The organism is Neptuniibacter sp. CAU 1671, from assembly GCF_029222905.1.
Lineage (GTDB): Bacteria > Pseudomonadota > Gammaproteobacteria > Pseudomonadales > Balneatricaceae > Neptuniibacter.
Genome location: NZ_JARHUE010000008.1, coordinates 35,081 through 54,628, shown reverse-complemented (window position 1 = coordinate 54,628; position 19,548 = coordinate 35,081). Strand labels below are relative to the sequence as shown.

The following is a 19,548-nucleotide window of genomic DNA, read 5'->3' as shown; positions in this document are numbered from 1 at the left end:
CGGCATCCGCCGGCTTTTTTAATACCTGAAATCGGAAGCGAATAAATGGAGTGTCGTCTAGGCTGTGGCGCCTGCTGTATAGCGCCCAGTATATCCAGCCTGAACAAACCAGCCGGGGTTCCCTGCGTGCATCTGACTGAGGATATGCGCTGTGGCATCTTTGGCAAGCCGGAACGGCCTAAGGTGTGTGCTGATTTTCCTGCTCTGCAGGAGCACTGCGGAACCCGACGCGAGGAAGCTTTGATTTTACTGACCCAGCTTGAAGCAGATACCTGCCCTTAAGCTATAAGAATCAAAAGAGATCAGAAACAAAAAAGGCAGAGAAAAATCTCTGCCTTTTTGCATCAATACCGGATAAATATCCGGCTGCTGAAATTACACCTTAGTGATGTTTTCAGCCTGTGGGCCTTTCTGACCCTGAGTGATGTTGAATTCAACTTTCTGACCTTCAGCCAGAGTTTTGAAACCGTCACCCTGGATAGCACTGAAGTGTGCAAATACGTCAGGACCGTTTTCCTGAGCAATGAAACCAAAACCTTTCTCGTCGTTAAACCATTTAACGGTACCAGTTGCCATAGTAGTTCACCATTTTTTTGAACATGAGTAATTTAGTTCTGCCTCAGCGAAAATTCGTAGAGTAGAACGTTGAGCAGAGAAGATATGGAATTACTTATGATCAAAAGAACGAACCACAGGTGTTACGTCGATCCATAATGCAAGCCGTATTCTTTTCTAGCACACTGATCATAGCGTGCTTTTATGTGAAATCAATTACATTTTGCATAGGTTTATAACTAATAGGGAAAATATCATTATACCTTAGTCTAATCTGCGTGGATTTGAGTAGTTTTTAATCAAAATGCACCTTTATGGTGCCAAACCACCCATCAATGTATATTGCAGATCAAGATATTCATCGATGCCCTGACGCGCACCTTCGCGACCGATTCCAGACTCTTTTACCCCACCAAAGGGTGCCACTTCGGTTGATATCATCGCCTCGTTAATACCCACCATGCCATACTCCAATTGCTCAGAAACACGCCATGCTCTAGCCAGATCCTGAGTATAGAAATAAGCGGCCAATCCATATTCAGTATCGTTTGCCATGGCAACCGCCTCAGCTTCTGTATCAAAACAAACCACAGCTGAAAGCGGTCCAAAGGTTTCTTCACGCAGCACTCTCATACCACGCTTTACGCCACTGACTACGGTTGGCTGAAAAAAACAACCGCCAAGTGCGTGTTGTGAACCGCCACAGACAACCTGCGCGCCCTGATCAATAGCATCATCGATATGAGTTTTTACCTTTTCAACAGCAGCAGCATTAATCAGTGGTCCGACCTGGACACCTGACACGTCTCCCCGACCTACAGATAAAGCCGATACTGCCTTACTCAGTCTGTCCACAAACTGATCGTAGACACCTCGCTGCACCAGAAAACGGTTGACAGAGATACAGGTTTGACCGGCATTACGGTACTTTGAAGCCATCGCTCCCTGTAATGCCAGATCAAGATCAGCATCCTCAAAGACGATAAAAGGCGCATTGCCACCCAGTTCCAGTGAAACCCGTTTCACCGTATCAGCACATTGACGCATCAACAGCTTGCCGACCGCGGTTGATCCGGTAAATGAAAGTTTTTTCACAACGGAGCTGCTGGTCAGCGTCTGACCAATTTCTACCGGATCACCGGTGACCACATTAAACACCCCCGCCGGTACACCCGCCTCCTCCGCCAACGCTGCCAATGCTAATGCCGAAAAAGGCGTATCTTCAGCCGGTTTAACAATGAAACTACAACCTGCGGCCAAAGCAGGTGCCGCTTTGCGGGTAATCATTGCCATGGGGAAATTCCAGGGCGTGATGGCAGCAACAACACCTACAGGTTTTTTATTCACCAGAATCCGCGCATCGGGCTTATGTGACGGAATCATCTCGCCATAGGCCCGTCGGGCTTCTTCGGCAAACCATTCTATAAAGGATGCGCCATAGAGAATCTCACCCTTTGCTTCAGCCAGGGGTTTACCCTGCTCAAGTGACAAGATCGCCGCTAAGGTGCTGGCATTGTCAATGACCCGCTGATACCAGTTTTTAAGGATCTGAGCACGTTGTTTGGCTGTGGTTTTCTTCCAGCTTTCAAATGCATCTGCTGCCGCATCCACGGTGGCTTCAATCATGGCGGCGTTCAATTTTGGTACTGTCCCAATCACGCTGCCATCAGCCGGGTTGTATATTTCAAAAACCTGCTGATCATCCGCATCACACCAACAGCCGTTGATATAGGCTTGTTGTCTGAAAAGCGGGCTATTGAGAATATCCAACATCGTGCTTTGCTCCTGAAAAAATCCATCTGGCCTTGGTAAAAGTATACCGAATAGATTCAACCACACGCAGCGTATCAGACTATTGATTAAAACCGTTTTCAACGTAATCAGGCTAGGTGACTGCCGGTATAACCGATACACTCTCTGAGTTTTACTTCAGCATGTAAGGAACACTGATCTGCGCGCTTCAACAGAAATGAAAGCGATCCTGTCGCTGGCCTGGCCGGTTTTTTTAGCTCAACTGGCTCAGACAGCCATCGGATTTGTCGATACCTTGATGGCAGGACATTACGGCACCCTCGATCTTGCCGCAGTAGCCCTTGGATCGGCGATCTGGCTACCGCTGTTTTTATCCTGCCAGGGCATATTAATGGCGACCACGCCTCTGGTGGCGCATCTGGTCGGTGCCAACCAGCCTGAGAAAACCCGTGAACAACTGCATATCGGGCTGTTCCTGGCGCTGATGCTCAGTGGTGTCGCTTTTCTACTTCTGCAAAACAGCAGTGTGCTATTGAGTTTAATGGAGATTGATCCCGCACTGGCCCATTTAACGCAGGGTTATCTGGCGGCTATCAGCTGGGGATTTCCTGCGCTGTTTGTGTATCAGTTGCTGCGCTGTTATATCGAAGGTTTTGGCAAGACCCGTCCCGGAATGCAGATCGCCCTGCTGGGTCTGATATGCAATATTCCGCTGAACTATGTACTGATATACGGCAAACTTGGCTTGCCGGAATTAGGTGCTGAGGGCTGTGGCTGGGCCAGCTGCATTGTGCTTTGGATCATGCTGACCAGCATGCTGGTCTATCTGCACCATTCCAGTCTGTTTGGCCGCATGCAGCTGTTTAGCAATTGGCAATACCCGTCCTGGCAGACACTCTGGCCGTTTATCCGGCTGGGTATGCCCATTGGCATGGCGCTGCTGATCGAAGTCAGCATGTTCACGCTGATCGGTTTATTGCTGGCAGATCTGGGCGAGGTGCAAATTGGCGCGCACCAGATCACGATCAGCTTTACCGGCCTGATTTTTATGTTGCCGCTCAGTTTGTCCATGGCCATGACTATCCGCGTAGGGCATCAACTGGGCCAGCAAAAGCCTCAGGCTGCCTTATTTACAGCCCGCTGCGGTCTGCAGTTAGCACTGTTGTTTGCCAGCCTCGCGGCGTTAGGCATTGCGCTGTTTAATCAACAGATCGCCAGCCTGTATACCCGTGATCCTGTGTTGATCGAGATCTGCATCTCACTGCTTTGGGTTGCCCTGCTGTTTCAGTTTCCGGATGCCCTGCAGATCACTACATCCGGTATTTTACGTGGCCACAAAGACACCGCCGTGCCGCTTATTCTGGTGTTTCTCGCTTACTGGTGTTTTGGCTTACCTTTGGGCTACATACTGGCAAAAACCAGCCTGATTTCGGCTCCCTTAGGTGCTTTGGGTTTCTGGTATGGACTACTGGGAGGCCTGACGGCAGGCGCTATACTACTGCTATCGCGTTACTATTTTTTAAACAGGCGTTACCTTGCTTAAGCCCGCTGTATTGCTCATCTCAGCTTTGATGTTTGTCGGCTGCGGACAACAGAACGATGTCGAAGACATGCTGGATGACTACAGCCTGCGGGTCAGCCGTGTGCTGGATATCGAGCAACCCAAGGCTATGTTTCCTGCCATTCCGGCCTTTCCCCCACGCCGTGCACGCCTGCAGCCGACCACGGAAATACGCGAGGGCCTACTGGATGTACTCAAACTAAAACACTGTGGTCTGCTGCCCATGATTGCCGAACGCAACAGCTCACTCGGCAAGGTGTATACCCCTGCAAGTCGGCTTATCTATGAGTTGAAGTTCTATCAGGGCATTCGGTCTTGCGCACAGTTACTGCAAGACGATCCAGCAACAGACCGGGATTTAATCCAACAGGTCTCAGAAATTCTCAGGCTCAAACAGCTCAACCTGCCCGCAGAGCTCTGGAACGGCATATACACTGCTACGGAGATTGAACAACATTTTGCCCTCAGTGCAGCGCCGCTGGCCCGTGACAACAATCCCAGCCCGTCTGCCCCAATGCAGACGCTGTTGTTTGCTACGCAAGCGGCGCTGAACAATCAGCAAATTAATGCTGAGCTAATCAAACAGGTAGAAGCGGCCTATGCCGAACTGCATCAATCTGAAGCGGGTGCTCAAATCCTGCAAAGTCTTCGATTACTGACGGCCTATCTGAATCAGACCGCCAATATCATTGAACTGAGACTGGCTGAACGACCCTTGTGTTTCCAGCAACAACCCACGCCACAGGCGACTATCTTGAGAAATGTGTTTCAGAAATATTATGCCGCCGCGGTGCAACCTTACATGGCAGAAGTACAACGCCACGCCAGCAGCTGGATTGGCACTCACCAACAACTCTGGCAACTCTTTGAGAACGAAGGCGTAATGCCGGAAAACATGCATAACTACCGGGCGTTATGGTTGGGTGAACAGGGATTGTGGCGCCGTTATGAACAAGCTCGCAACCGGCACACTGAAGCCTGGCAGCAGATCCTGATGCAGTGTGGCCTGATGCCCAGCCGTTAGCCCGGCAATCTGTCCAGATCTGACTTCACGCTCACTTCAGCTACTGAAACTTGCAGAGCGGGATGAACCAACAATTGCCGGTTCTGGTAATCAGAGAGCAGCCTATCTGCGGGCATGGGCCTGGCAAGCAGGAACCCTTGTAACTGATCCACTGCACGATTTTGCAGATAGAGCAGCTGGGCAGCGTTTTCAACGCCTTCAACCACCACTGATTTTTCAAGGGTACGTGCCATCTGCAAAATGGAATCCAGCACCCGGGTATCTTTGTTTTGCACCAACCCCACGATAAAGGAACGATCGATTTTCAATGTCGATGCAGGAAAACGCTGCAGATACGCCAGCGATGAGTAGCCTGTGCCAAAATCATCAATCGCTATCGAAAAACCCTGATCACTCAGATGCTGCAGAATATCGGCACCGGCATCAAGCTGCTCCATCAGAGCCGATTCCGTAACCTCCAGCAATAACTGGTCAGGACTGACACCATGAATTCGCAGTGCTCGCAGCAACCTTTCTGCAAAAGCAGGCTCCCGCAACTGCCGGCTGGAGATATTGATGGCAATCGGGATCTGCAGACCCTCCTTGCGCCAGGCCAGATGTTGCCGGCAGGCTTCATGGATTACCCAATACCCCAGCTTGTCGATGAGTGAACTCTGTTCGGCGACAGGGATAAATTCACCCGGTGATACATGACCCAGTTCAGGACTATGCCAGCGTAATAAGGCCTCTACCTTCACCATCTCGCAGCGTGCGTTAAAAATTGGCTGGTAATGCAGGCTCAATTCAGCCCGATCAATCGCATTACGTAGCAGACTTTCCATTCTGAGACTTTTAGCTGCCGCATCACCCAGGGCCTGACGGTAATAACCGACGCGGTTTTCGCCGTTTGCCACCCCGCGCATGGCGATACCTGCTGCATTAATAAGGGCTGACAAATCACCGGCATGTTCCGGATAGCGCGCAACCCCCATGCTGACCGAAATAAACACATTGAGATCATCTAACTGAATCGGTTGTTGCAGATGACGTACAATCTCCCGCAACAGTGACTCGGTATAGGACTCACTGTCCGGACACAAAATCACAAACTCATCCCGGCCGTAACGACCGATGATATCCTGTGCAGAGCAGGACTTTTCCAGTCTCAGGCGTAACTGATCCAATACCTCATGAGCCGCACCAGCATGCTGCGTCTGCTGAATGCGGGAGAAACGATTGATATTCAGCAAGACCAGATTGAAACGCTCAAACTGCATTACACGCTGACGGAACAACAGATCCAGACGTTTATGCTCCGTCGCCAGCGACAGCGCATCCCCCGACATAAGATTGGCGGGACGCGACTCAGCCACTTCGCCATAAATACAGAGATAATGGGTCACAACCCCCTGGTCATTGAGGATTTCACTTATCGTCAGCCGATGCAGAAAGGTGCGTCCCTCCTTGTCACGACTGAGAACCTTGCCTGAAAAATGACCGGAGTCTCTCACCTGCTGCCACAGAGCTTCGTAGAAATCGGCTGGATTTTCTGTACTGCGCAGAGAAGTCAGGTTACGCGATAAAACCTCAGCAGTACTGTAGCCGGTCAGTTCATCAAAGCGTTGGTTGACCGAGCAGATATTGAGATCAAGATCGACAATGGCTGCTGCATCTTCAATTTCATTGATGTGTCTGCAGATCCGCTCAAAGTTAGGGTTTAAGCGCCGTTCGTTCAGAGGTAATAAACGAATAATATACGAGTGACCAGAAAGTGATGGCTGCTTCAGGGGCTGCCCCTGCAAGAGAAAACCGATCTCTGCCAGCGAAACCGGAAATGATATTGATTGCTGCTGGCGAATGGTTCCGCTAAGACGACTAAAATGCACCGCCTGCAACACCGACTGAAGCAACGTAACCGGTTGTGGCGTTCCCGCAGGCCAACCCAGCAATTGGTGGACAAACCGATTGCAAAGCATTTCACCCTGCAAATTACAGAGCATCACACCATGCGCTTCGCTGTTCAGGAGCAACTGGTAATCGTGACAGGCTTGAGATGATGCTGCGTCTGAACAGGTGTTGGATGATCGAAAAAACTGAAACAGTGGCTTGTGTCCACTCACCAATGCCACGAATAGCAGCAAACAGAGAAGAATCAGCCAATGAACCTGATCGAAAGCAAAAGCCGACATCAGCATAGAGGCCTCGCCAGCAGAGTTGTGAAGCCTGACAGTATGGAATAAAAACGGTCGTTGCTGTGTCCAGCAGTGACAGAGGGGGTAAAACGTTGAACAGCCCGATAGCTGTTTTGCAATGTATAAAAGCAGCGCAACATACAATCCCTTAAAGGAACGTGTCATCCTTGCAAATAGTAACCGACCCCGCCACTCCAGGCAGAACCATCGCTTTTATACCCGCACACTTATCCTTTAAGGTGCGCTCTATTTTTAACTTAACTTTTGCTGCAACGCAACAAAAATTTTTGTTTCAGTCAACCATCATAAAAAATGCTCCGAATCGACTGAAAACACTGGCAATGCGCAGGTTATCAAATCGACACGAAGCATCCGTTGATAGGGCTTACTTACGCGTTACCAGCATTTCTAATTTGCGGTTAATACGCTCATCTTTTTCCTGTTTTTTACGCTGCTGCAGACGATTTTTATTGATCTCTTTCAGCTTCTCTTTGGCATGGTCGGACTCAGACTGCGTCACCAGCCCGGCGGCTTCGCCTTTAAGATCGATCCGCTCTGCCCCTTCACGGAGTGAGCGATAATAGTTGAGGGAGCGAACATAACTCGCCAAAGCGCGTTTGATTTTATTTTTGGCGATTTTGCCATCAGCAACCAGATCTTCCTGAATACCGATTTTGAGGGGGCGTACATTCTGGCGGTCAAACACCTTTGGGTAGGCATCTATCAGCAACTGCAAGGCGGCCATATTAGCAGCACGATTTTTAGATTTAGCCTTGGCACTGTTTTTTACTTCATCATTCACGGTTTCAGCCTCACTAAGGGTGTCCGACTTGAATCCCGACCGGCTGACTTCCGCCTGCTCCAGCTCTGATTCAAGCCTCACTACTAACTGCTCTGTCATCTTTTTCAGACGATCAATTTCGGCACTACTCAACTGACCTGGCCTTTACGGATGTAATATCCAAACAGCCCTTCATCAACATACTGATCCAGCAGCTCATGCCCAAGAAACGCACAAAATTTTGGGATATCACGCTGCGTGGATGGATCTGTTGCCAAGACGTGCAAAATTTCACCTGACTGCATGGCACCAATCTGTCCGTGCAGCAACATAACAGGTTCCGGACAATAGAGTCCACGCGCATCAAGGGTATGATCAGCTTTCATTTATACCACGGTAAAACAGATTAATGCCGCGCATTCTCTCAAATTCACCGGCGTATAAAAAGTTCTTTCCAAAGCAATAAGTTGAAACTCGCATTCAGCCGAAAAATCGTCCATGCTAGAAATAACAGAGGGATATATTTATACGGGGAGAATAAGAATGATCCGGGTCTTGATTGAACGTCATATCGCTGAAGAACTGATAATGCATTATGACCGTGCCGCTCAGGCTACCCTGCAACTGGCCATGCAATCTCCGGGCTTCATATCCGGAGAAGTCCTGCGTAATGTTGTCGACCCTAATCACAGACTGATTATTGCGAGCTATCGCACTCTGCAGGACTGGCAACGCTGGATGAGCTCTGATGCCCGCAAGGAGATGATGGAGCAGTTGATTCCGATGATGGAAACTGAAGAAAAAATCACCATTTTTGAACACTGATGACATACGCATGCGTTGACGCAGGCGACATCAACGGAGCCCTCGGGCTCCGTTTTTTTTATTTAAGGCGCCTTAAATGGCAGGTGATCTCTTCCCGGTCATGATAAAGGTGCCGGGCAGACAGTTTGAAACCAATGCCCGCTGCCGCCAACTGGTCTTCAATCAAATTGAGACACTGCCGCGTCTCTTGGTAGCGCTGCTTCATCGGCAGTTTCAGATTGAAAATCATTTCATCGCACCAGCCATTCAGCATCCACTCAACCGCCAGATGAGCCGTTCTGACCGGTTTATCCACCACATCACAGACCATCCAGTTGACAGGTTTGGCCGGAGCAAAGCTGTAGGCATCTTCCTTCACATGTTCAACCTGACCTGACTCCATCAGGGCTGGCTGCATCGGGCCATTATCCACCGCCGTGACAAACATATTGCGCTGAACCAATTGCCAGGTCCAGCCACCTGGCGCTGCGCCCAGATCCACTGCAGTGGCGCCAAATGGCAAGCGCTCATCCCACTGTTTAGCCGGGACAAACCAGTGCCAGGCCTCTTCCAGTTTCAGAGTTGAACGACTGGGGGCCTGCTGCGGGAATTTCAGTCTGAGGATGCCACAGAGCCAGCCAGAAGAATTTCTACGTGGCATGTAACCCAGAAAGATACGCTGTCCTGAGAGGACAAAAAGGGACAACCGGTTTTCAGACCCTTTTTTGAGCACCCCTGCTTTACGCAGATGCTGCGCCAGTGCTGAACCAAATTTACGGGAAAAACCAGCCAGTTCACGACCGGCTGTGGTATCCGGATATTCAACCACCACTTCACAACAGTCTGGAAACTCAGGCAAATATGGCAAAATTTGCCCTACCCGATCACCACCCTCCAGTGACAGACACTCCCCTGCCACCGACCACTGACGAATAAAGATCAGTGACCGGAACGACAATGCGCTGATCAGTTTTTCCGCCGTGCCGGGTTCCGGCAGATGAAAACTCAGATACCCTGCATCCTGATCCAGCATGCAATAACCATAGAATCCGAGCTCTGAAGCCCGTTCTGTGATTTCAGCCGCGGCCTCTTTTTCAAAGCCTGCGCGACATTGCAGGATTAGACGGTCAAAAAAGCTCACAACTGTGCTCCTATTACTGCAAAACAGCTTGCCAAATGTTGTTCCTGAGTACAGCCTGCACTTTTTCTCGGTTTAAGTTCATGATTACCATCCTTAAGCCAATGAATCCGAACAGCGTCACTCAGCGGGTAGTTCTGCACCTCATCCCGGTTACCCATAGGATCTCGTTCACCCTGAAAGATAGTTAACGGCTTTTGCAGGGCTTGCAGGTGCTCAATGCGTGGTTGCTGTTTACCGGGTGCATGAAAGGGATAACCAAACACCCAGCCAGCAGTCACTTTAGGATGTTCCATCAGCATACTGGCCATGCGACCGCCCATTGATTTACCGCTGATATAGAGCGGAATGTCCGGACTGTAGTAGGTGTCGATCAACTGTTCAAAACAATCCAGTAACACCGGTTGCCGATCCGGTGGACGACGTTTTTGTTCAACCCGAATACGCTGCATATAAGGAAATTCAAAACGGATCACCTCAAGCCCCAACGCAGCCAGCCCCGAGGAAAGCTGTTGCATAAACGCGCTGTCACTCCCCGCACCCGCACCATGGGCCAGCAACACCCGACCTTTATTAGGCTGTCCTTCGATCTGAACCACAGTTTGCATCACTCAGGTTAAAAGTGGCTGCATTATACTGAATTCCCAACCGGTTGCCTGACTAATACGAAAGCCCAAGTCCAGCTCCTAACAGGGCTTCAGAGCGTTTCTGCACATTTGACATATATCAACTAAACTCGGAATACCGTTCTGCCCCTGAATTGTTAAAAATGCGTCAAACGACCTATAGCCGCACCTGATCAACGTGCCCCTTAAGTCCATAACAAGATAAAATTATTAATATATTTCAATGAGTTGAAATTAAGTGTTTTGATTGTTCTTTTTGATGTAATCACACCCGGCGTGGTTACGGCAGTGCGACAATTTGCCTCAGGCATTCCGGTAATTGCATTGAAAACCCGGGGCTATTCCCAGATAATTGCCCCCGAAATTCCATTTTCCCAAAAAAGCTTGTTGATGAGAGCCTGACATGAGCACAGCAACTGAACCAACCACCTACAACTACAAAGTGGTGCGCCAGTTCGCCATCATGACAGTAATTTGGGGTATCGTCGGTATGACCGTCGGTGTCCTGATTGCTGCGCAGCTGGTTTGGCCTGCACTGAACTTTGATACTCCGTGGCTGACCTTTGGTCGTCTGCGTCCACTGCACACCAACGCAGTTATCTTTGCATTCGGCGGTTGCGCCCTGTTTGCAACGTCTTACTACGTGGTACAGCGTACCTGTCAGCGCCGTCTGATTTCTGACGGTCTGGCTGCATTTACTTTCTGGGGCTGGCAGGCCGTTATCCTGGCTGCTGCTATCACCCTGCCGCTGGGTTATACCTCTTCTAAAGAGTATGCCGAGCTGGAATGGCCAATCGATATCCTGATTACGCTGGTGTGGGTTGCCTACGCGATTGTTTTCCTAGGAACAGTGAAAATGCGTAAAACCTCCCACATTTATGTAGGTAACTGGTTCTACATGGCTTTCATCATCACGGTTGCAGTCCTGCACATCGTGAACAGTGCAGCCCTGCCGGTTAGCTTCATGAAGTCCTACTCTGTTTACCCAGGTACTGTGGATGCCATGGTTCAGTGGTGGTACGGACACAATGCGGTAGGTTTCTTCCTGACTGCAGGCTTCCTGGGCATGATGTACTACTTCGTGCCAAAACAGGCTGAGCGTCCAATCTACTCTTACCGTCTGTCCATCGTGCACTTCTGGGCACTGATTGCGACTTACATTTGGGCGGGTGGTCACCACCTTCACTACACCGCGCTGCCTGACTGGACTCAGTCTGTAGCGATGGTAATGTCCCTGATCCTGCTGGCGCCATCCTGGGGTGGCATGATCAACGGTATGATGACTCTGTCCGGCGCATGGCACAAACTGCGTACTGACCCTGTTCTGCGCTTCCTGGTGGTATCTCTGTCTTTCTACGGTATGTCTACCTTCGAAGGCCCGATGATGTCCATCAAGACGGTAAACGCCCTGTCTCACTACACTGACTGGACCGTTGGCCACGTACACGCTGGCGCATTGGGTTGGGTAGCGATGATCTCCATCGGTGCGGTTTATCACATGATTCCGCGTCTGTTCGGCAAGGCTCAGATGTACTCTGTTGGCCTGATCAACACTCACTTCTGGCTGGCAACTGTCGGTACCGTACTGTACATCTGTGCGATGTGGGTAAACGGTATTCTGCAGGGTCTGATGTGGCGTGCAGTAAACGAAGACGGCACTCTGACCTACAGCTTTGTTGAAGCACTGGAAGCCTCTCACCCAGGTTACTTTGTGCGCTGGTTGGGCGGCATGTTCTTCCTGACAGGTATGTTGCTGATGGCATACAACACCTGGCAGACCGTGCGTAAAGGCAGCACTGCACCTGCTGCTGAAGCTGCACCACAGACAGCTTAAGGCCGATAGGAGTTAAACAACATGATCAAACATGAAACGATAGAAAAGAATATCGGCCTCATGATCCTGCTGATCATCATCACGATCAGTGGCGGTGGTCTGGCAGAGATCGTACCTCTGTTCTTCCAGACCTCAACAACCAAGCCGATTGAAGGTATGCGTACCTACACCGCGCTGGAGTTTGAAGGCCGTGACATCTACATCCGTGAAGGTTGTAACAACTGTCACTCTCAGATGATTCGTCCGTTCCGTGCCGAAACCGAGCGTTACGGTCACTTCTCTACTGCGAACGAATTCGTTTGGGAACACCCATTCCTGTGGGGCTCCAAGCGTACCGGTCCTGACCTGGCCCGTGTAGGCGGTCGTTATTCTGACGACTGGCACCGTGCTCACCTGTACAACCCTCGTGACGTGGTTCCGGAATCCAAGATGCCTGCTTACCCTTGGCTGTTCGAGAACAAGCTGACTGGTAAAGACACAGCTAAGAAACTGGAAGTACAGCGCGCGATGGGCGTACCGTTTACCGATGAGCAGATCGCTGGTGCACAGGATGCTGTTCAGGGCAAATACGAGATCGATGCTCTGGTCGCTTACCTGCAGGCGCTGGGTAAAACCCACTCTGTGTACAACAACAAGCGGTAATTAACGCGTGAATTACGAAGTTTACGGTCCCTACATGCCAGTCATCATGATGGTGGTCTTCTTTGCACTGTTTGCTTGGGTACTGCACCCAAAAAACAAGTCAAAGTATGACGACGCAGCGAATATGCCGCTGAATGAGCCTGAAGATGAACTGGATACTAAGGCCAGTAACGGGAGAATTGAAAAATGAGTGCTTTCTGGAGCGCGTGGGTATCCGTCATTACCCTGGCAGTTATCCTGGGTTGTACCTGGTTACTGTTTGCGACTCGTAAGAGTCAGAAATTTAACGATACTACTGAAGAAAAAGTTGGCCATGCCTTTGATGGCATTGAGGAATATGACAATCCACTGCCACAGTGGTGGTTCAAAATGTTCCTGGGTACCGTCATCTTTGGTCTGGTTTATCTGGTTCTCTATCCAGGTCTGGGTAGCTTCCAGGGTCTGCTGGGCTGGACTTCTCACAACCAGTGGGAAGAAGAGATGGCACATGCTGAAGAGGTGTACAAGCCTGTCTTCGCCAAGTACGCAGCCATTTCTGTAGAAGAACTGCAGCTGCCTGAAAACGAAAAAGGCCTGAAAATGGGTCAGCGCATGTTTGGTAACAACTGTGCTGTATGCCATGGTTCTGCCGGTACCGGCGCCCACGGCTTCCCTAACCTGACCGACAATGACTGGTTGTACGGCGGCGCACCTGCCACCATCAAAGCCACCATCACCAATGGCCGTAATGGCGGTATGCCACCTTGGGGTGCTGTACTGGGTGAAGAAGGTGTACGCGACGTTGCCAGCTACGTCCTGAGCCTGAGTGGTCAGGAAGTGGACAAAGACGCTGCCGCTCGCGGCCAGGGTCAGTTCCAGGCTCTGTGTACTGCATGTCACGGCACTGACGCAAAAGGCGTTCAGATGCTGGGTGCACCTAACCTGACTGATAATATCTGGCTGTATGGTGGTACGTTCGAGAAAGTTGCACACACTATCCGTAACGGCCGCGCAGGTATGATGCCAGCGCACAAAGACCTGCTGAGCGATGAGAAGATTCATCTGATCACTGCTTATGTCTACAGTCTGTCCAATAAATAAGCGGGACAGTCACTGAAGAAAGGCGATATGATCTAGGTCATATCGCCTTTTTTATTTCCGGGTTAGTATAATATGCAAATTCCCTAATAAACCTAAGGTTGCTAGGGATCAGTTTTTGCTTTTGCCACAGAAGAACGCTTATGAACCAGATTCCGGTGCAAAATATCACTCCAAAACCGCCCAAGAAAAATGCAGCCGAAAACTTCGATCTGTATGCCAAACGGGAGCATATCTACGTTAAGCATTACACGGGATTTTTTAAGAAGTTCCGTCAACTTTCCAGTCTGATTATGCTGGTGATGTTTTTTGGTTTTTCCTGGTTAAGCTGGGATGGCCGACAGGCTGTGTTGTTTGACCTGCCTAACCGCCAGTTCCATGTATTTGGCATGACGTTCTGGCCTCAGGACTTTATGCTGCTCTCCTGGCTGCTGATTATCCTGGCCTTTGCCCTGTTCTTCTTTACTGTATTTGCCGGTCGCTTGTGGTGCGGTTATGCCTGCCCACAGTTCGTCTGGACCTGGATCTATATCTGGATCGAAAAATTTGCAGAGGGTGATCGCAATCAACGCATGCGCGTGGACAAACAACCCTGGACCACTGAAAAGTTTCTGCGTAAAAGTCTGAAACACTTCCTGTGGTTGGCGTTTTCGATTGCTACCGCGGTGGCCTTTGTTGGTTATTTCTCACCGGTACGTGAGCTGATCCCGGATATCCTGAGCTGGAATCTCGGCCCCTGGGAAACCTGGTGGTTGGGCTTTTTCACAGTAGCCACCTACGGTAATGCTGGCTGGCTGCGTGAGCAGGTCTGTATCTACATGTGCCCTTACGCCCGTTTCCAGTCCGTTATGTTTGATCAGGACACCCTGATCATCTCTTACGATGAAAAACGTGGCGAAACCCGCGGTAAACGTAAAAAAGAAGCAGACTATAAAGCCCAGGGCTTAGGCGACTGTATTGATTGTGGTAACTGCGTCCATGTCTGCCCTGTTGGCATTGATATCCGTGATGGTCTGCAATACGAATGCGTCGCCTGTGGTGCCTGTATTGATGCCTGCGACGACATCATGGATCGCATGGGTTATCCCCGCGGACTGGTACGTTACACCACTGAACATCAGTTGGAAGGTAAAACCACTCACATCTTCCGTCCCCGACTGATTGGCTACTTCGCTGTGCTATGTGCCATGTTTATCGCCTTTGGTTATACACTATTTAACCGTGTACCTCTGGAACTGGATATTTTACGTGACCGGGGTCAGCTCTTTGTTGAAACGCCCAGTGGTAAAATTGAAAACGTGTATACGCTGAAGATGGCCAACAAAGAGCAGAATGATCACCGTTATACAATCTCGGTATCGGGTCTTGATGGACTTGAACTGATTGGTCCTTCTGAGGTCACAATCTCCGCAGGTGAATTGCTGGATCTGCCACTGCGCCTTGATCTTGATCGACGCTATCTGGAATCCGCCAATACCAAGATCCATTTCACGGTGACTGCCGTAAATGCCCCGGACATCAGCATCACTGAAGAGAGCCGCTTTATCGGTCCTGCACCTGCCCGTTAAGGGCATTGCACGCAGCTGATATAAATCGGTTAGAATAGCTGCCCGGTGCCACCAGCACGGCGCCCCGGCAGCTTTTTTTATACATGGTAGAAATATGACTGATCAAACGCCTCAGGCACCCTGGTACAAGCAACCCTGGCTCTGGTTTATTCTGGCTCCACTGATTGCTGTATTCATCTATGGCTTCACCTTTTTGTATCTTTCCATCGTTACAATGGACGGTTTGGTTAAAGATGACTTTTACAAGGTTGCACGTAACCATGTTCTGGATCCAAGCCGGGTTGAAGCCGCTCAGCGTATGGGCATTGGTGCTAACCTGATGCTGGACAACCTGACTGGCGATCTGATGCTGAATTTCAAAACCAATCAGGATACGCCGCCTGAAACATTGAATCTGAACATCGTGCATCCAACACATCAAAAATATGACCAGTCAATCACCCTGAAGCGTGTGCCTGGCAGCATGGCCTATACCGGCAGTTTGCAGGCTGAGCTAAAAGGTAAGCGTTACCTGCTGCTTGAGCCTTCCAGTGAGGAATGGCGATTGCGTGCAGAGATTTCACCCCCTTACGATCAGAACACCGTTGAGCTAAGCGCTGAAAACTGAGTGTATGACTGACACGTCACTGGCGGCTCCCCAAACACTGGACGCTGCAGCAGACTGCTTCCACTGCGGTTTGCCGATCCCACCGGGTACCGATTACCGCGCGCTGATCCAGGGTCAGCCGCGGTCAATGTGCTGCCCCGGATGCCAGGCGGTGGCTGAGACCATCGCGGCCAGTGGCCTGGAAAATTATTATAAACACCGGGCTGGACCTGCCGGTTCTCCGGAGATTAAAACCCGGGAGCTTAAATCCGGTTTCCTCGATGAGCTGACACTGTACGATAGCCCTGAACTCCAGCAGGGATTTGTCTCGGCAATTGAAAATCACCGGGAAGCCAGCCTGGTCATTGAAGGCATTACCTGTGCCGCCTGCGTCTGGTTACTGGAACACCATCTGAGCAAGATGGACGGTGTACTTGAGGTTCGGGTGAACCTGACAAATCACCGTGCACGCATCAGTTGGCAGCCCGAACAACAAAAACTCAGCCATATTTTCGCCGAAATTTATTGCATCGGTTATCAGGCCCACCCCTACCAGCCGGATCTTGAAGAGCAGCGGCTCGCGCTGGAGCAGAAAAAAGCGCTGCGCCGTCTCGGCGTTGCCGGCATTGGTATGATGCAGACCATGATGCTGGCCATCGCCCTTTATGGCGGTGCTCTCCAGGGCATGGAAACACAATATGAATCCTTTATGCGCTGGGTTAGCCTGGTATTTGCCACCCCCGTAATCCTTTACTCCGCCCAGTCGTTTTTTATCGCCGCACTCCGGGATTTCAAGACCCGTCATCTGACCATGGATGTACCGGTCTCAATTGCCATTGGTGGTGCCTATCTGGCCAGTGTCTGGGCGACGGTGACCAACAGCGGTGAAGTCTATTTTGACTCTGTCACCATGTTTACCCTGTTTTTGCTGACTGGTCGTTTTCTTGAAATGAAAGCGCGCCACCGTTCAGGCCGCGCCGGGAATGCGCTGCTTAATCTGATTCCCAACAGCGCGATACAGATACTGGACGGTAAAGAACAATTGATCCCAGCCTCTGAACTCAAGGCGGGCATGGAGATTCTGGTCAAACCCGGCCAAACCATCCCTGCGGATGCCGAGATCATCGCCGGTCGCAGCTCGGTGGATGAGTCAGCCCTGACCGGCGAATATCTGCCAATCGCAAAACAAACCGGTGACGCTGTGGTGGGCGGCACCATGAATGTTGAAAATCCGCTGACCCTGCGTATCACCCGAACCGGTAACGACACGCAGCTATCCGCCATTGTCCGCCTGTTAGAACGGGCGCAGGCGGAAAAACCTGCCGTCGCAAAAATTGCCGATAAGGTCGCCAGCTATTTTGTTGCCATCGTCCTGCTGACCGCAACGGTAGTGAGCATCAGCTGGTGGCAGATCGAACCGGCCAATGCATTCTGGATCACGCTGTCAGTTTTAGTAGTGACCTGTCCCTGCGCTTTGTCGCTGGCCACCCCGACTGCCCTCACAGCCGCCACGGCCACCCTGCGCGAACACGGTTTACTGATTACCCGTGGTCATGTACTTGAAGCGCTGGCCAATGCAGATGAGGTTGTGTTCGATAAAACCGGAACCCTGACTGAAGGACGACTTACCCTGCAGCAGGTTATCCCCTTAGGTGATACCAGCGAACAACAATGCATTCAGCTCGCCGCCGCTCTGGAAAAACACAGTGAGCACCCTATCGCACACGCCTTTCAGGATAATCGAGAACAACTGAGCGCACGTGATATTGAGGCAAGTCTGGGCCTGGGTCTTCAGGGCAAGATTGATCAGACCCTCTATCGTATCGGCAAACCCGAGTATGCGATGACACTCTGCCCTGATGCCACGTTAACCACCCCGACCCAAAGCGGTCTCTGGTTATTACTGTGCAGCGCAGCCGGACCTCAGGCATGGTTCCGCCTGAACGACCATCTGCGCCCGGAAGCGGCCAGCGCCATTGCGCAGCTTAAACGTCTCGGCCTGAACTGCCACCTGCTCACCGGGGACAGCTCCAGTGCCGTTACCGATACGGTTACCAAACTTGGCATCAACCACTGTATGTCCGGCGCCAGCCCTGAACAGAAACTGCAATATGTCAATCAGCTGCAGGCCGAAGGTAAGCGCGTCATTATGGTGGGTGACGGCATTAACGACATCCCCGTTCTGGCAGGCTCTCAGACGTCCATTGCCATGGGCAGTGCAACCGATCTGGCCAAAACCAGTGCAGACGCTGTACTGGTAAACCATGACCTGACCCGTCTGGCCAGTGGTATTCAGCTGGCGCGTAAATCCAGACGGATTATCAATCAGAATCTGGCCTGGTCACTCTGCTATAACCTGACCGCCCTGCCCCTGGCTGCATTTGGTTTTATCGCGCCCTATATGGCAGCGTTAGGCATGTCTCTGAGCTCACTGGTGGTGGTTGGTAATGCCTTGCGGCTCAGCTCTATGCCAAAAAACAGAGCTGCTGAGACAACCAAAATCAGGTAAACTATGCCACAACTTTTTCAGGGCTATTTAGCGACAATGCCATGGACATTATCTATCTATTGATACCAATCGCTGTGATTCTTGCCGGATGTGGTGTCTGGGCATTTTTCTGGAGCGTAAACAGTGGACAGTTTGACGATCTGGACTCCCCTGCGCACCGCATTCTTTTCGACGATGATGATGATCTGATTCCGCAGGACGCGAAACCGCCTCGGAAATCCGATGACTGAAGCCTTTGCGCTACCTACCGCTTTTTTGCTCGGCCTGCTTGGCGGCACCCACTGCCTTGGCATGTGTGGCGGTATCGCCAGCAGCGTGGCATTACAGGCTCCGTCAGGCTCTCGGGGACTAAGTTTATTAGTCAGCTACAACGGTGGCCGGATACTCAGCTACAGCCTGGCCGGCGCCCTGTTTGGCAGTCTCGGCTGGTTATTAAGCAACCTTGAATTACAGCTTATTTTGCGCACTCTGGCAGGTCTGATGCTGGTCGCCATGGGTTTATATATTGCGCAGTGGTGGCTCGGCGTGACCCGTCTCGAGAAGGTTGGCGGCATGCTCTGGCAACAACTACGTCCGCTTGCCGGAAGATTGCTACCAGCCCGCCACCCCGGTCAGGCGTTTCTTTTAGGCAGCCTTTGGGGCTGGCTTCCCTGCGGCTTGGTATACAGCACATTAATCTGGGCCTCAGCCGCCGCCGACTGGCAGTACAGCGCCCTGCTGATGGCCTGTTTTGGTCTTGGCACGCTGCCCGTCATGCTGTTAACCGGACTTTTTGCGCAGCAGGTAAAAAGCCTGCTGCAACAACAACTGACCCGTCAGGTCGCAGGACTCATCATCATAATCATGGGTCTGTTCAGTTTACCCTGGCGCGGTGTTCTTGATTATTTGCAGGCGGCTTAAGGCCACTGCGGTTAAAGTTT

The 19,548-nt window shown here is 51.0% G+C and carries 20 protein-coding genes; 13 read left to right on the top strand and 7 right to left on the bottom strand.

The window, feature by feature from the left end:
* Positions 1–45 precede the first annotated feature (45 nt).
* Entirely contained in the window at positions 46–282 is a 237-nt protein-coding gene (locus P2G53_RS12765; protein ID WP_275817836.1) for a YkgJ family cysteine cluster protein, read from the top strand.
* A 93-nt stretch (positions 283–375) separates the two neighbouring features.
* Here the strand turns inward: P2G53_RS12765 and P2G53_RS12760 are convergent, their stop codons facing one another.
* Complete coding sequence (locus P2G53_RS12760) at positions 376–576, bottom strand: cold-shock protein (protein ID WP_275817834.1); 201 nt, start codon at positions 574–576, stop codon at positions 376–378.
* 291 nt (positions 577–867) lie between these two features.
* A complete protein-coding gene (locus P2G53_RS12755) occupies positions 868–2,328 on the bottom strand; it encodes an NAD-dependent succinate-semialdehyde dehydrogenase (protein ID WP_275817832.1) in 1,461 nt (486 codons plus the stop codon).
* A gap of 196 nt (positions 2,329–2,524) precedes the next feature.
* On the opposite strand from P2G53_RS12755, the gene P2G53_RS12750 reads away from it, so the two are divergent.
* Together P2G53_RS12750 and P2G53_RS12745 are read left to right on the top strand one after the other, a co-directional pair.
* Complete coding sequence (locus P2G53_RS12750) at positions 2,525–3,850, top strand: MATE family efflux transporter (RefSeq protein ID WP_275817830.1); 1,326 nt, start codon at positions 2,525–2,527, stop codon at positions 3,848–3,850.
* The gene (locus P2G53_RS12745) at positions 3,843–4,892 is read left to right on the top strand and encodes a DUF3080 family protein (RefSeq protein WP_275817828.1); all 1,050 of its coding nucleotides are present in this window, start codon (positions 3,843–3,845) and stop codon (positions 4,890–4,892) included. The genes P2G53_RS12750 and P2G53_RS12745 overlap by 8 nt, the downstream gene beginning before the upstream one ends.
* Here the strand turns inward: P2G53_RS12745 and P2G53_RS12740 are convergent.
* From P2G53_RS12740 to tusA, 3 genes are all read right to left on the bottom strand, one after another.
* Complete coding sequence (locus P2G53_RS12740) at positions 4,889–7,066, bottom strand: GGDEF domain-containing phosphodiesterase (RefSeq protein WP_275817826.1); 2,178 nt, start codon at positions 7,064–7,066, stop codon at positions 4,889–4,891. The two genes, P2G53_RS12745 and P2G53_RS12740, sit on opposite strands and share 4 nt — an antisense overlap.
* Positions 7,067–7,448: 382 nt before the next feature.
* Complete coding sequence (locus P2G53_RS12735) at positions 7,449–7,997, bottom strand: ProQ/FinO family protein (protein ID WP_275817824.1); 549 nt, start codon at positions 7,995–7,997, stop codon at positions 7,449–7,451.
* The gene (gene tusA, locus P2G53_RS12730; protein WP_275817822.1) at positions 7,994–8,230 is read right to left on the bottom strand and encodes a sulfurtransferase TusA; all 237 of its coding nucleotides are present in this window, start codon (positions 8,228–8,230) and stop codon (positions 7,994–7,996) included. Before tusA ends, P2G53_RS12735 begins: the two co-directional genes overlap by 4 nt.
* A 157-nt stretch (positions 8,231–8,387) precedes the next feature.
* Between tusA and P2G53_RS12725 the strand changes: the two genes are divergently transcribed.
* Positions 8,388–8,669, top strand: coding sequence for an antibiotic biosynthesis monooxygenase (locus P2G53_RS12725; RefSeq protein WP_275817821.1), 282 nt, complete (start codon positions 8,388–8,390; stop codon positions 8,667–8,669).
* Positions 8,670–8,727: 58 nt separating this feature from the next.
* On the opposite strand, the gene rlmM is transcribed toward P2G53_RS12725, so the two are convergent.
* Together rlmM and P2G53_RS12715 are read right to left on the bottom strand one after the other, a co-directional pair.
* The gene (rlmM, locus tag P2G53_RS12720; protein WP_275817820.1) at positions 8,728–9,789 is read right to left on the bottom strand and encodes a 23S rRNA (cytidine(2498)-2'-O)-methyltransferase RlmM; all 1,062 of its coding nucleotides are present in this window, start codon (positions 9,787–9,789) and stop codon (positions 8,728–8,730) included.
* Entirely contained in the window at positions 9,786–10,394 is a 609-nt protein-coding gene (locus P2G53_RS12715) for an alpha/beta family hydrolase (protein WP_275817818.1), read from the bottom strand. Before P2G53_RS12715 ends, rlmM begins: the two co-directional genes overlap by 4 nt.
* Before the next feature lie 421 nt (positions 10,395–10,815).
* On the opposite strand from P2G53_RS12715, the gene ccoN reads away from it, so the two are divergent.
* From ccoN to P2G53_RS12670, 9 genes are all read left to right on the top strand, one after another.
* A complete protein-coding gene (gene ccoN, locus P2G53_RS12710; RefSeq protein ID WP_275817816.1) occupies positions 10,816–12,246 on the top strand; it encodes a cytochrome-c oxidase, cbb3-type subunit I in 1,431 nt (476 codons plus the stop codon).
* A gap of 24 nt (positions 12,247–12,270) precedes the next feature.
* On the top strand, positions 12,271–12,888 hold the full coding sequence (gene ccoO / locus P2G53_RS12705; RefSeq protein ID WP_275817950.1) for a cytochrome-c oxidase, cbb3-type subunit II: 618 nt from the start codon (positions 12,271–12,273) through the stop codon (positions 12,886–12,888).
* Between the two features lie 7 nt (positions 12,889–12,895).
* Positions 12,896–13,078 carry a cbb3-type cytochrome c oxidase subunit 3 gene (locus tag P2G53_RS12700; RefSeq protein ID WP_275817814.1) on the top strand — a complete coding sequence of 61 codons (183 nt, stop codon included), beginning with the start codon at positions 12,896–12,898 and terminating at the stop codon, positions 13,076–13,078.
* Complete coding sequence (gene ccoP / locus P2G53_RS12695) at positions 13,075–13,968, top strand: cytochrome-c oxidase, cbb3-type subunit III (RefSeq protein WP_275817812.1); 894 nt, start codon at positions 13,075–13,077, stop codon at positions 13,966–13,968. The genes P2G53_RS12700 and ccoP overlap by 4 nt, the downstream gene beginning before the upstream one ends.
* Positions 13,969–14,108: 140 nt before the next feature.
* Entirely contained in the window at positions 14,109–15,533 is a 1,425-nt protein-coding gene (gene ccoG / locus P2G53_RS12690) for a cytochrome c oxidase accessory protein CcoG (RefSeq protein ID WP_275817810.1), read from the top strand.
* Positions 15,534–15,627: 94 nt separating this feature from the next.
* Complete coding sequence (locus P2G53_RS12685) at positions 15,628–16,140, top strand: FixH family protein (RefSeq protein WP_275817808.1); 513 nt, start codon at positions 15,628–15,630, stop codon at positions 16,138–16,140.
* 4 nt (positions 16,141–16,144) lie between these two features.
* Positions 16,145–18,628: a heavy metal translocating P-type ATPase gene (locus tag P2G53_RS12680; RefSeq protein ID WP_275817805.1), complete on the top strand. Its 2,484-nt coding sequence runs from the start codon at positions 16,145–16,147 to the stop codon at positions 18,626–18,628.
* A gap of 41 nt (positions 18,629–18,669) precedes the next feature.
* The gene (gene ccoS / locus P2G53_RS12675) at positions 18,670–18,858 is read left to right on the top strand and encodes a cbb3-type cytochrome oxidase assembly protein CcoS (RefSeq protein ID WP_275817802.1); all 189 of its coding nucleotides are present in this window, start codon (positions 18,670–18,672) and stop codon (positions 18,856–18,858) included.
* Positions 18,851–19,528 carry a sulfite exporter TauE/SafE family protein gene (locus P2G53_RS12670; RefSeq protein WP_275817800.1) on the top strand — a complete coding sequence of 226 codons (678 nt, stop codon included), beginning with the start codon at positions 18,851–18,853 and terminating at the stop codon, positions 19,526–19,528. Before ccoS ends, P2G53_RS12670 begins: the two co-directional genes overlap by 8 nt.
* Positions 19,529–19,548: the final 20 nt, after the last annotated feature.